11 protein-coding genes and 1 riboswitch are annotated in these 12492 nt (G+C 73.9%); of the genes, 6 read left to right on the plus strand and 5 right to left on the minus strand.

All coding sequences use genetic code 11. From position 1 onward, the window contains the following. Together PSH25_RS23300 and cobN are read right to left on the minus strand one after the other, a co-directional pair. Positions 1 to 1098: magnesium chelatase ATPase subunit I (locus PSH25_RS23300; RefSeq protein WP_308193721.1), on the minus strand; the 1098-nt coding region annotated here is incomplete at its 3' end. Continuing rightward, complete coding sequence (cobN, locus tag PSH25_RS23305) at positions 1095 to 4763, minus strand: cobaltochelatase subunit CobN (RefSeq protein ID WP_238661098.1); 3669 nt, start codon at positions 4761 to 4763, stop codon at positions 1095 to 1097. The genes cobN and PSH25_RS23300, both read right to left, overlap by 4 nt. Before the next feature lie 312 nt (positions 4764 to 5075). Next, a riboswitch (cobalamin riboswitch) is annotated at positions 5076 to 5252 on the minus strand. 315 nt (positions 5253 to 5567) lie between these two features. Here cobN and PSH25_RS23310 point away from each other — a divergent pair. Then, positions 5568 to 5765 carry a hypothetical protein gene (locus PSH25_RS23310; protein WP_238661099.1) on the plus strand — a complete coding sequence of 66 codons (198 nt, stop codon included), beginning with the start codon at positions 5568 to 5570 and terminating at the stop codon, positions 5763 to 5765. A gap of 31 nt (positions 5766 to 5796) precedes the next feature. On the opposite strand, the gene PSH25_RS23315 is transcribed toward PSH25_RS23310, so the two are convergent. Then, positions 5797 to 6132 (minus strand): hypothetical protein, encoded by a 336-nt coding sequence (locus tag PSH25_RS23315; protein WP_238661100.1) that lies wholly within the window; start codon positions 6130 to 6132, stop codon positions 5797 to 5799. Positions 6133 to 6261: 129 nt separating this feature from the next. Here PSH25_RS23315 and PSH25_RS23320 point away from each other — a divergent pair, with 129 nt between their 5' ends. The 3 genes from PSH25_RS23320 to PSH25_RS23330 all read left to right on the plus strand — a co-directional run bounded on the left by PSH25_RS23320 (position 6262) and on the right by PSH25_RS23330 (position 8130). Beyond that, positions 6262 to 6843, plus strand: coding sequence for an RNA polymerase sigma factor (locus PSH25_RS23320; protein ID WP_238661101.1), 582 nt, complete (start codon positions 6262 to 6264; stop codon positions 6841 to 6843). Next, positions 6836 to 7555: a DUF4367 domain-containing protein gene (locus PSH25_RS23325; RefSeq protein ID WP_238661102.1), complete on the plus strand. Its 720-nt coding sequence runs from the start codon at positions 6836 to 6838 to the stop codon at positions 7553 to 7555. Before PSH25_RS23320 ends, PSH25_RS23325 begins: the two co-directional genes overlap by 8 nt. A 104-nt stretch (positions 7556 to 7659) precedes the next feature. Next, complete coding sequence (locus tag PSH25_RS23330) at positions 7660 to 8130, plus strand: hypothetical protein (protein ID WP_238661103.1); 471 nt, start codon at positions 7660 to 7662, stop codon at positions 8128 to 8130. A gap of 106 nt (positions 8131 to 8236) precedes the next feature. Here the strand turns inward: PSH25_RS23330 and PSH25_RS23335 are convergent, their stop codons facing one another. Both PSH25_RS23335 and PSH25_RS23340 read right to left on the minus strand, forming a co-directional pair. Continuing rightward, entirely contained in the window at positions 8237 to 9142 is a 906-nt protein-coding gene (locus tag PSH25_RS23335) for an aldo/keto reductase (protein WP_238661104.1), read from the minus strand. 73 nt (positions 9143 to 9215) lie between these two features. After that, entirely contained in the window at positions 9216 to 10478 is a 1263-nt protein-coding gene (locus tag PSH25_RS23340) for an MFS transporter (protein WP_238661105.1), read from the minus strand. A gap of 160 nt (positions 10479 to 10638) precedes the next feature. On the opposite strand from PSH25_RS23340, the gene PSH25_RS23345 reads away from it, so the two are divergent. Both PSH25_RS23345 and PSH25_RS23350 read left to right on the plus strand, forming a co-directional pair. Then, positions 10639 to 11631, plus strand: a complete 993-nt coding sequence (locus tag PSH25_RS23345) for a LacI family DNA-binding transcriptional regulator (protein ID WP_238661106.1) — start codon at positions 10639 to 10641, stop codon at positions 11629 to 11631. Between the two features lie 91 nt (positions 11632 to 11722). Next, a complete protein-coding gene (locus PSH25_RS23350; protein ID WP_238661107.1) occupies positions 11723 to 12436 on the plus strand; it encodes an alpha/beta hydrolase in 714 nt (237 codons plus the stop codon). The last annotated feature ends 56 nt before the right edge of the window (positions 12437 to 12492 follow it).

Below are 12492 nucleotides of genomic sequence, written 5' to 3' on the forward strand. Positions count from 1 at the left end.
CGGGCCACCGCCCTGCGGGCCGCCGCCGTCCGGGCCATGGTCGTCCGGGCCGGCGTCGTCCGGATCGTCGGGGTGGGCGTCCTGGGCGCGTTGCAACGCCTCGTCGAGGCGCTTCTCGTCCAGCCCCGGGGTGTCGAACGGATCGCGGCGGCGGCGGTGCGGCAGGGCCAGCCGGGCGGCCACCCGGACGTCGTCGATGGTGACCCGGTCCCGGCCGCGCCAGGCGGCGTGGGCGAGGGCGGTACGGGCGGTGACGATGTCGGCCCGCATCCCGTCCACGTCGAACGCGGCGCACACCTCGGCGATCTGCCGCAACGCGGCGTCCGGCAGTCGTACCCCGGGAAGTCGGCGGCGGGCGGCGGCCACCTGGCCGGCGATCTCCGCGTCGGCGTCGGCCCAGCGGGCGGCGAAGCCCACCGGGTCCGCGTCGGCGGCCAGCCGGCGGCGGACCACCTCGACCCGGATCTCCGGATCCCGGCTGGCGCCCACCTCCACAGTGAGCCCGAACCGGTCGAGCAACTGCGGGCGCAGCTCCCCCTCCTCCGGGTTCATCGTGCCGACCAGCAGGAACCGGGCCGCGTGGCTGACCGAGACGCCCTCCCGCTCGACGTGGCTGCGGCCCATCGCCGCCGCGTCGAGCAGCAGGTCGACGAGGTGGTCGTGCAGCAGGTTGACCTCGTCGACGTAAAGCACACCCCGGTGCGCGGCGGCGAGCAGACCCGGCTCGAAGGCGCGAACCCCCTCGCCGATCGCCTTCTCCAGGTCCAGCGCGCCGACCACCCGGTCCTCGGCGGCGCCGACCGGCAGCTCGACGAGACGGGCCGGACGGGTCTCGGCGGCGGCGTCGGCCGGGTGCGGGCCGTCCGGGCAGGCCGGGTCCGGTTCGGCCGGGTCGCAGGCGAACCGGCAACCGGCCACCCGGCGCACCGGGGGCAGCAGCGCGGCGAGCGCCCGTACGGCGGTGGACTTGGCGGTGCCCTTCTCGCCCCGGACCAGCACCCCACCGATCGCCGGGGAAACCGCGTTGAGCAGCAACGCCAGTCGCATGTCGGCCATGCCGAGCACCGCACTGAACGGGTAAGTCGTGGTCGCGGTCATGCCCGGTCCTCCAGGTCGCCCTCGCTGGCCAGGTACGTGTCGCGCAGCCGGTCGAGGGTGGCCGGCTCCGGCTTGGCCCACAGCCCCCGGTCGGCGGCCTCCAACAGCCGCTCGGTGATGCCGCGCAGCGCCCACGGGTTGGACTGCTCCAGGAACTCCCGGGTGGTCTCGTCGAAGAGGTACGCGGCGGCCAGGTGCTCGTACATCCAGTCGTCCACCACGCCGGCGGTGGCGTCGTAGCCGAACAGGTAGTCCACGGTGGCCGCCAGCTCGAACGCGCCCTTGTAGCCGTGCCGGCGCATCGCGGCGATCCACTTCGGGTTGACCACCCGGGCGCGGAACACCCGCCGGGTCTCCTCACCCAGGGTGCGGGTGCGCACGTCGTGTGGCATCGCCGAGTCACCCACGTACGCCTGCGGTGACGTGCCGGTGAGGTGGCGGACCATCGCCACCATCCCGCCGTGGTACTGGAAGTAGTCGTCGGAGTCGACGATGTCGTGCTCGCGGGTGTCCTGGTTCTTCACCGCCACCGCGATCCGGGCGAACGAGCGCTCCATGTCGGCGCGCGCCTCCCGCCCGTCCAGGCCCCGGCCGTACGCGTAGCCGCCCCACACCGCGTACACCTCGGCCAGGTCGGCGTCGCTGCGCCAGGTCCGGGCGTCGATCAGGGGCAGCAGCCCCGCGCCGTACGCGCCGGGCTTGGAGCCGAAGATCCGGGCGGTGGCCCGCCGCTCGTCGCCGTGCTCGGCGAGGTCGGCGGCGACGTGCGCCCGCAGGTAGTTCTCCTCGTCCGGCTCGTCCAGCGCGGCGACCCGCCGGACGGCGTCGTCGAGCAGCGCCACCACGTGCGGGAACGCGTCGCGGAAGAAGCCGGAGATGCGCACGGTGACGTCGACGCGGGGCCGGCCCAACTCGGCGGTCGGCACCACCTCGACGCCGGTGACCCGCCGGGACCGGTCGTCCCAGACCGGCCGGCAGCCCAGCAGCGCGAGCACCTCGGCGATGTCGTCGCCCTGGGTCCGCATGGCGCTGGTGCCCCAGACGGTCAAGCCCACCGAGCGGGGGTACGCGCCGGTGTCGGCGAGGTGCCGGGCCAGCAGCGAGTCGGCGAGGGCCACCCCGACGTCCCAGGCGTTGCGGCTGGGGATGGCCTTCGGGTCGACGGAGTAGAAGTTGCGGCCGGTGGGCAGCACGTTGACCAGACCCCGGGTGGGTGAGCCGGACGGGCCCGGCGGCACGAACCTCCCGTCCAGCGCCCCGAGGGTGTGGGTCAGCTCGTCGGTGGTCCGGTCCAGTCGGGGCACCAGCTCGGTGGCGGCGAAGTGCAGCACCGCGGCGACGTCCGGGATCGACTGACCGGTCACCTCGGTCACCACGGCGTCGACCGCGTCCACGGCCCAGTCCAGGGTCTCCATGCCGACGACCAACCGCCGCGCGAGGGCCTCGATGAGGTCGATCGCGTCGGCGGCGGTGCCGGCCGGCCCGTCCACCACCTCGGTCAGCGCCGCAGGCAGCGCCAGTCGTTGTCCCGGCGCCGCGAGAAGCTCCTGCTCGTCGAGGGAGTACGCGACGGCGAGGGCCTGCCGCAGGCCGGGCAGGGCCCGGGCGCCGCCCCAGATCTGCGGGGCGCGCAGCACCGCGAGGACGAGGTTGACCCGTGGCTCGCCGGTGGGCGCGTCGGCGAGGATGTGCAGCCCGTCGCGGATCTGCACGTCCTTGACCTCGCACAGGTACCCGTCGAGGTGCAACACGAAGTCGTCGAAGTCGTCCGCGTCGGGCATCGCCTCGGCGTGCAGGTCGTGGTGCAGCTCGGCGGCGCGCACCAGATCCCAGATCTGGGCCCGCACGGTGGGCACCTTGGCCGGGTCGAGGGCCTGCACGGTCGCGTACTCGTCGAGCAGTTGCTCCAGTTTGGCCAGGTCGCCGTAGGTCTCGGCACGGGCCATCGGCGGGACCAGGTGGTCGACGACCACGGCGTGCGCCCGCCGCTTGGCCTGGGTGCCCTCGCCCGGGTCGTTGACGATGAACGGGTAGACCAGCGGCAGGTCGCCGAGGACGGCGTCGGGCGCGCAGTCGGCGGCCAGGCCGAGACCCTTGCCGGGCAGCCACTCCAGGGTGCCGTGCTTGCCCAGGTGCACCACGGCGTCCGCGCCGAAGCCGCCGTCCGCGACGGGCGCGGTCAACCAGCGGTACGCGGCCAGGTAGTGGTGGCTGGGCGGCAGGTCCGGGTCGTGGTAGATGGCGATCGGGTTCTCCCCGAAGCCGCGGGGCGGCTGGATCAGCAGCACCACGTTGCCGAAGCGCAGCCCGGCGAGCACGATGTCGCCGCCCTCGGTGTACAGCTCGCCCGGCGGCTCACCCCAGTGCTCCCGCATCCGCTCGCGCAGCTCGGCCGGGACCTGGTCGAACCAGCGCCGGTACGTCTGCCCCGGTATCCGGGCCTCGGCGGCGGCCAACTGCTCCGGGGTGAGCCACTCCACGTCGTGGCCACCGGCGGCGATCAGCGCGTGGATCAGCGCGTTGCCGTCGTCGGGCGGTGGCGCGTCACCCAGGTCGTAGCCGGCCTCGGCCAGCGCGGCGAACAGCCGGACCGCCGAGGCCGGGGTGTCCAACCCGACGGCGTTGCCGACCCGGGAGTGCTTGGTGGGGTACGAGCTGAGCACCACGGCGACCCGTTTGTCGGCGTGCGGCACGTACCGCAGCCGGGCGTGACGCACGGCGATCCCGGCGACCCGGGCGGCCCGCTCGGCGTCGGCGGCGTAGATCGAGAGCCCGTCGGCGTCGATCTGCTTGAACGAGAACGGCACGGTGACGATCCGGCCGTCGAACTCGGGGATGGCCACCTGCATGGCGGCGTCCAACGGGGACAGCCCGGCGTCGCTGCCGGCCCACTGCCCGCGGGTGCTGGTGAGGCAGAGCGCCTGGATGACCGGCACGTCCAGGGCGGCCAGGGCCCCGACGTCCCAGGCGTCCTCGTCGCCGCCACCGGAGGCGTCCGCGGCGACCGCGCCGCCGGCCGCGAGCACCGTGACCAGCAGCGCGTCACAGCGGGCGAAGAGCCCGAGCGGGCCGGCGCCCGCGGTCAACCCGCGCAGCGAGCCGCAGAAGATCGGCAGCGGGTTGCCGCCGGCTTTGTGGACCGCGTCCGCGAGCACGTCGACGAAGCCGGTGTTGCCGGCGAGGGCGTGCGCCCGGTAGAAGACGATTCCCACGGTGGGCCGGTCCGGGTCGGCGGGGTACTCCCCGTGCACGCCGTACGCCGGGGTGGGCGCGGGCGGGGCGAACCCCTCGCCGGTAAGCAGCACCGTGTCGGAGAGGAACCGGGCCAACTGCCCGAGGTTGTCCGGCCCGCCCTCGACCAGGTACGCCAGCGCCTGGGTGACGACCCCGGACGGCACGGTGGAGATGGCCATCAGCTCCGCGTCAGGGAGCGCCTCGCCGCCGAGGACGACCGTCGGCACGCCGGTGGCGAGCACCGCGGCGAGGCCGTCCGGCCACGCCTGCCGACCGCCGAGGAGGCGTACGACGACGAGGGCGACCCCGTCGAGCAGGGCGGGCACCTCCTCGACGGCGACCCTGGCGGGGTTGGCCAACCGGTAGTCGGCGCCGCTGGCGCGGGCGGCCAGCAGGTCGGTGTCGGCGGTGGACAGCAGCAGGATGCGCACGGTTGGCTCCGGAAAGTGACGCCCTGGCCCCCAACGGGGCGACCGGGACGATGCGGGTGGGTACGGCGTCAGCCGGTACGACGGCCCGGGTGAACGACGCACCGACGCGGACGTCGGGGCCGGTCAGCGGCGGGCGCTCGGCTCAGCGGTTACCGGAAGCCAGCGACCTGGCGCACGCCGCAGCGGCCGGCCCGAGGCGTGCGGGCGCGGCCGGTTCCGGGCGCGGCGCGGCGCCCGGTGCGCAGGTTATGACGATGATCGTCGATGAATGAGACGCCGTGCGTCATCGGGTCCTCCTCGGGTGTCCACGCCCTGGGGTACGTCCCGACGGCCGAAGTATCCTGGCTTCCGGATCGACGCTCTCCCCCGGCCTTCCAACCGCAGACACACGGCCGTGACTCACGAGGGGGGATCGCTCCCCGGTGACAGTGGCGGGACCGCGTCGGAATCGCACCGACTTCCTTCACTGCCGTCAGGCCGCGAATGCTGCCACACCCTTCCGCCGCGGGTCAACGCCGGTCCAGCCCCGCGAGACGGGCGTGATTCATCGAGATTCAGCGATTGCCACGACTGCGGGTCGGCACGCGCAATGCCCCAGATCAATGCCCGACGTCCTTTGCTCTGCTGACCTATACGCGCCACTGACGCTCCGTGCCCGGTGCATATAGGTCAGCAGAGCAAAGGACGTCCGCACCTGCTTTGGCCTGCGCCGATCGTTCGGCGGGACGGTGCTGGGCGGCCCTCCCACCTCGGATCGGCGGGCGTCACGCCAGTGTCCGTGATCAATCTTGGAGTTCGGTCACCATGGTCGCCCCGCATTTCCACCACCTGGCCGGTCGTGTCGGGCTTTATCCGGGTGATCCTGACGCGCGCGCGGTCCAGGCCGGCGTCGCCGTCGTGGCCGACGAGCACAGTGTGACGATCGACGCCGGGCAGAGCCCCGCGCACGCCCGCGAGATCCAGGCCGCACTCGCCGCAGCGGAGCTACCGCAGCCGCGCTGACTCGTCTACACCCACCACCACTGGGACCATTTCAGCGGGCGTGGCGCTCCGGGTGGGCCCGGCTCCAGGTCCGCATCCGCTCCGGGTAGCCGGTGCGTGCCGCCTCGTAGAGCGGCACCGCGTGCTTGCGGGCGATGGTCCCGGCCGCGCGGGGTGTCCCGGTACGGCGACGGATCCACTCGCCGTCGTGGGCGATCGCCACCACGGTGGTGTCCGTCGCGGTCGTCTCCGGCTCCAGGTAGAACTCCACCCCCCGCCGGGTGGCCACGAACGCCTCCAACGCCGCGAGGTCGTCGCGGGTCGCCTCCCGATCCAGCTTCGTCGGGGTCGCCCCGGCACCCCGCGAACGACGATTGAACCAGCTCATGCCCCCGCCCCTCTCCTCGACGCCCCTCCAGTGCAGCACCGATTCCTGGCAATACGCTGCACGCCGGATGGGAGAGAGCTGACCTGCGCCGGAAGAGCCGGGTGGAACCCGCGGCGGGTGGGCGGTGTCATGGGTGTGATCCGAACGGAGGCTCCCCTGGACGACGAGGCGCTCGTCACCCGCGCTCGGGCAGGTGACCTGGAGGCGTACAACCTCCTGGTCGCCCGGCACACCGCGTCCGCGTACCGGACGGCGGTGCTGCTCGGCGCCGGCTCGGACTCCGAGGACGTCATCCAGGAGGCGTTCGTGAAGGCGTACCGGAAGCTGTCCCGTTTTCGCGGTGACGCGTCCTTCCGGTCGTGGCTGCTCGCGATCGTCGCCAACGAGACCCGCAACCTGCACCGCTCCCGGGGCCGGCGCGACGGGCTCGTCCTGCGGGCGGCGGCAACGGACCCGGCGTCCGAAATCGCCGAGGACGACGCGGTCGGCGCGGTCCTCGCCGGGGAGCGCCGGGCATCGCTGGTGCAGGCCCTGCGGCAACTGCCGGTACGGGACCGCGAGGTGATCGTCTGCCGGTACTTCCTCGATCTCACCGAGGAGGAGACGGTGTCGGCTCTGGGCTGGCCCCGGGGCACGGTGAAGTCGCGCACGTCCAGGGCGTTGGCGAAACTTCGCAGCCTGCTCGACCGTGAGGAGGTCCGGCATGGGTGACCTCGAACGGGAGCTGCGTGACCTGTCCGCCTGGCTGGACACCCCCGATCCGCCCGACGTGACCGCCCGGGTCCGCGTACGACTCGACACGCCCGCGCCCCGGCGGCGCCGGTGGCGGTCGCTCGCCGCGGTGGCGGTCGTCACCCTGCTGGTGGCGCTGTTGCCGCCGACGCGGGCCGCCATCGCCGACGCCGTCACGGGGCTGCTGCGCTTCGCCGGGGTCAGCATCGCCACCTCGCCCGCCCCGACGCCGCCCGGCGGCGCCGCGTCGCCGTTGCCCGGGCAGCGGGCCGTCGCCCTGGACGAGGCGCAACGGGCGGTGCGGTTTCCGATCCGCCTGCCGGCGAAGCTGGGCCCGCCCGAGCAGGTGCTGGTCGCCGACCCGGACGCCACCGGCCGGTACCGGGTGGCGACGCTGCTCTACGACGGGGGCGCGCTGCGCGTCGACGCGTTCGACGGTCACCTCGACCTGGCCTTCCACAAGGAGGTCACCCCACCAGGCGCGAACTGGGTCCAGGTCAACGGCGACTTCGCCGTCTGGGTCGACGGCCCACACGCGGTGTCCTACGTGGACCGGGCGGGCGAGATCCGCAGGGAAACCGCCCGGTTGGCCGGCTCGACCCTGATCTGGCAGGACGACGACGTGAGCTACCGGCTTGAGGGCACCCTCACCAAGGCCGAGGCGATCGAGATCGCGCGTTCAGTGCGCTAGGAACCTCGCGGGCCGGGGCGGTGTCGGAAAGGTGCGACGGGTCGTCGCCGCGTAGCGGAAGGGGCGAGATGGTTTCCTGGGGCAGGTTGGTGTTGGCATCCTCGGTGATCTTGCTGGCGGGCTGTACGACCACGACCAGCGGCGCGGCGCCGACGGCGGGTGCGGCCACCACGGCCAGCACGCCGACCGCCTGCGCGGCGCGCGTCGAGACGGGGTCGCTGCCCGACTGGGCGGACGCCGGATTCAGCGGGGACGCGCGAGTCCCGCACGTCTTCGGTGCCAAGGGTGACATCGTGGCGGTGCTGTTCGCCCACCCGTTGCGGCAGGTCCGGACGGACGGGTCGAACAACAAGATCCTCTGGGTGGCCCGCGCCGCCACGACCTCACCCGACCCGACCGCACCGGCAACCCTGGTGATCACCGCGAGGCTGGACGGCACCGACACCCGGGTGATCCGGGAGGTCGCCGGCGGCCCTGGCCCGTCGATCATCGACCTGCCCGAGGCCGGTTGCTGGCGCCTCGACCTGCGCTGGTCCGGGCACACCGACACGATGGACCTCGTCTACGCCCCGTGAGCCAGAGCCCCGCCGCCGAGGCTGCACACCCCTCCCCACTGTTGATCATGAAGTTGGCGGCGCGACACGCCGATATCGATGCCGCTAACTTCATGATCAACGCGGGCTAGGCGGGGCGGGAGAGGTGGATCAGGTCTTCCGGGGTCAGGGTCAGGGCTGCGGCGGCGATGTTCTGCTCCAGGTGGGTAGGGTCTGCGGTGCCGGGGATGGCCAGCACGTGGGGGCCCTGGTGCAGGGTCCAGGCGAGGCGTACCTGCTGCGGGGTGACGCCGTGCGCGCGGGCGACCGCCTCCACGGCCTCGCCCTGCGCGGCGCTCGCGCCCGCCTCCCGCCCGGTGCCGGCCAGCGCGAAGAACGGCACGTAGGCGATGCCCCGCTCACCGCAGAGCCGCACGAACGCGTCCTGCTCCCGGTAGGCGTCCACCCCGTAGTTGTTCTGCACACAGACCACCGGCGCGATGCCCGCCACCTCGTCCAGTTGCTCCGGCCGGACGTTGGAGAGCCCGAGGTGCCGGATCAGCCCGGCGGCCCGCAACTCGGCGAGCGCGCCGAACCGATCGGCCAGCGGCACCGGGCCCGGCCCCCGGCCGAGGCGCAGGTTCACCACGTCGAGCTGGTCGCGGCCGAGCCGGCGGAGGTTCTCCTCCACCTGGGCCCGCAACTGCCCGGGGGTGTACGCCTCGGTGAAGCCCTTCTCCGGGTCGTACCCGAAACCGACCTTGGTGGCGATCACCAGGTCCTCCGGGTACGGGGTGAGCGCCGCGCGGATCAGCTCGGTGGCGTAGCGGGCCGGGCCGGTGCCGACGCGCAGGGTGCCGCCGGGCGAGACGTAGAACGCGGCCGTGTCGATGTGGTTGACGCCCAGCTCCACGGCGCGGCGCAGCAGGGCGACGGCCTGGTCGGGGTCGGGGTTCGCGGTGATCCGCATGGAGCCGAAGCCCATCCGGTGCACGGTGCGGTCGCCCAGGGTCCAGGTGCCCGCCGCGGCGGCGGTGATCTCGTCGGTTGGCATCGGGCGACCGTAACCAGCACGGGTGCGCGGCGCAGTCGGCCACGCACCCGATACCGCCCGGCGGCGAAGTGGGTTAGTTTTTAGCTACCGACGAAGCCGTTCCCGCGGGGTGTGGCGGGCGCAGCACCGGCACCAGCAGCAGGGTCGGCAACAGCAGCAGCGGCACCGCCAGCAGCGCGCGTAGGGTGCCGACCTCGTCGCCGATCAGCCCCAGCAACGGCGGGCCGCCGAGGAACGCGGTGTAGCCGATCACCGCGACCACGCTCACCCGCACCGCCGCGTGCGCCTCGTCGTCGGCCGCCGCGCTCATCCCGACCGGGAAGCCCAGCGACGCACCGAGGCCCCACAGCGCGACACCGATGATGGCCACCGGCCCGGAGCCCGCCAGCACGGCCAGGCCGGCGCCGACCACGGCGAGCCCGATGGTGCCGCTGAGCACCGGCACCCGACCCCACCGGTCCAGCGCGATGGTGCCGGCGGTGCGGCCGACGGTCATGCCCACCACGAAGACCGCGAAGACCGCCGCCCCGGCGGCCTCGCTCAGGTCCCGTCCGTCGATGAACGCAACGGCCAGCCAGTCGTTGGCGGCACCCTCGGTGAACGCCGCCACCAGCACGAACAGCCCGACCAGCAGGGTGCGCGGCTCCCGCCAGGCGGCGAGTTGCGCCCGGCGACGGGCGGCCGGGGTGGCATCCGCCGGGTCGCCGGTGTGATCGCTGCCCACGGGCAGGAACGTGCGGGCGGCGAGTGCGGTGCCGGTCAACACGACCACCGCCACCGCGACGAGATGCGCGCCGACCGACACGTCGAACCGGGCCGCCCCGGCGCCGAGCGCCGCTCCGGCCACCGAACCGAGGCTCCACCCGGCGTGGAAACGAGGCATGATCGTACGACCCAGCCGCCGTTCCACCGCCGCGCCCTCGACGTTCATCGCCACGTCGCAGGCGCCGGAGCCGTAGCCGAGGGCGACCAGTCCCAGGGCGACGACGGCGAACGACCCGGTCATCGTGGCGCCCACTCCCGCGACGGTCAGGCCGACCGCGACCAGCACGGTGGCCATGGTGACGGTGCGGGCCGCGCCGAACCGCTGGGCGAGCAGGCCGGAGGTGGGCATGGCGAGCAGCGCGCCGACGCTCATCGCCAGCAGCAGCAACCCGAGTCGGCCGGCGGAGAGGTCCAACGCCTCACGGACCGCCGGGACGCGGGAGAACCAACTGCCGACGGCCAGCCCGTTGAGGGTGAAGGTGACAGCGACGCCGTTGCGGGCGAGCCGCACACTCCGCAGGGTCGGCGGTGCGAGATCCGGGGCTACGGGTCGACTGGTGGGGGCGCTCACGAGGGTAGGTCCTCTTTCTCGGGGTGATCTCCTGGCACGATCGCACACCTGAGAGCGCTACCACCACAACCGGGAACCGCCCCTTACCGCTGCCGGCCCGGCCGGGGCATGATGTGAGCAGGCGTTGGTCCGACCCGACGGGCCGCCGCAGGAGGCGACGATGACGACAGCGGCACACCGAGCGGCCACCCTCGAGGACGTGGCCCGGGTCGCCGGGGTGTCCCGGTCCACGGCGTCGCGGGTGATCGCCGGCACCGGGTTCGCCTCGCCGGCCGCCCGGAAACAGGTCACGGCAGCCGTCGACCAACTCGGCTACGTGCCCAATCCGGCCGCCCGGGCGCTGGTCCGCGGCGGCGGCGGCGTACGCCTGGTCGTGGCCGTTCTGGGCACCAGCGCCGCGGTGCTGGACGACCCGTACGTGCACCAGGTGGTCGGCGCGGCAGCCCGGGTGTGCACGCCCGCCGGTGTCGGGGTGGCGCTGTACTGGCTGCCGTTCGGCGACCCCCGCAGCCTCGACCAACTCGACGGGGACCGCAGCGTGTGCGGGGTGATCCTGGTCAACACCACCGAGGAGCTGCTGGCGGCGGTGCCCCGGTCGCTCCGCGGTCGGGTGGTCTCGATCGGCGTCGGCTCGCCTACCGTGCCGTCGTTCGACGTCGACAACGCCGCCGGCTCCGAAGCGGTGCTGCGCCACCTGTACGCCTCGGGTCGCCGCCGGATCGCCATGGTGACCGGCCCCCGGTGGCTGCCCTGCGCGCAACGCCCGGTGCAGACGTACCGCCGGCTCATGGCCGAGGCCGGCCTACCGGAGCGGATACTGCCCGGGGACTTCAGGGCGGCGCGCGGCCGGACGGCGGCCGGCGAGGCGCTGGGCCGCTGGCCGGACATCGACGCGATCTACGCGATCAGCGACGACACCGCTCTCGGGGTGATCGCGGGGCTGCGGGACGCCGGTGCGCGGGTGCCCGGCGACGTCGCGGTGGCCGGCTTCGACGACATTCCGCTGGCCGGGATGACGGCCCCGGCGCTGACCACGGCGAGTCATCCGGTGGGGCGGATCGCCGGCGCCGCGGCCACCGCTCTGCTGGACGGACGCCCGGCGGCTCCGGTGACCCTCTTCCCGTCCGCCCTGGTGGCGCGGGCCAGCGCCTGAGTCGACGCTTGGCTGAGCACGCTGACGGTTAACCCCGCACGGGCCGGGTAACCGGGTCGGACCTTTCGTCCACCGCGAGGAGCGCCGACCCGTGTCCGACTCCGCGCCGTCGCACTGGGACTCGCCGCCGAACCCTCGGGACGGCCGGTTGACCGCCCGCCGCCACCCGCCGGTGGCGCCGGGCCGCACCGGGCTCGTGCCGATGGCCGGCCCCGACGGTGACCGGCTGGCCCTGGGGTACGCCCCGGAGCCGGCGGCCGACGGCTCGGCGTACCGGTTGGTGCTGCTCCTGCACGGTGCGGGCGGCTCGGCGCGGCAGGGCCTGGACCTGCTGTTGCCGGTCGCGGACGCGCAGCACCTGCTGCTTGTCGCCCCGGACTCGTCGGCGGCCAGTTGGGACCTGATCGCCGGCGGCTTCGGGGCGGACGTGGGACGCATCGACGGGCTGTTGGCGACCGTCTTCGACACCTACCCGGTGTCCGACGTGACGGTCGGCGGCTTCTCCGACGGCGCCTCGTACGCGCTGTCGCTGGGCCTGGCGAACGGGGATCTGATCGACGCGGTGCTGGCCTTCTCCCCCGGTTTCGCCGCGCCACCGGTCACCCACGGCCGGCCCCGGATCTTCATCTCGCACGGCGTCGACGACCGGGTGTTGCCCATCGACATGTGCAGCCGCCGCCTCGTCCCCCGCCTGCACGACCTCGGCTACGACGTGACCTACGAGGAGTTTCCCGGCGGCCACGACGTCCCCACCCCGATCCGCGATTCCGCCACCACCTGGCTCACCACCTGGCTCACCACCTAACCCGGCCCGGCCCGGCCGGCCCCGCCCCGCCCCGCCCGGCCCCGCCCCGCCCGGCC

It is taken from the genome of Micromonospora foliorum, assembly GCF_022229015.1.
Taxonomy (GTDB): domain Bacteria; phylum Actinomycetota; class Actinomycetes; order Mycobacteriales; family Micromonosporaceae; genus Micromonospora; species Micromonospora foliorum.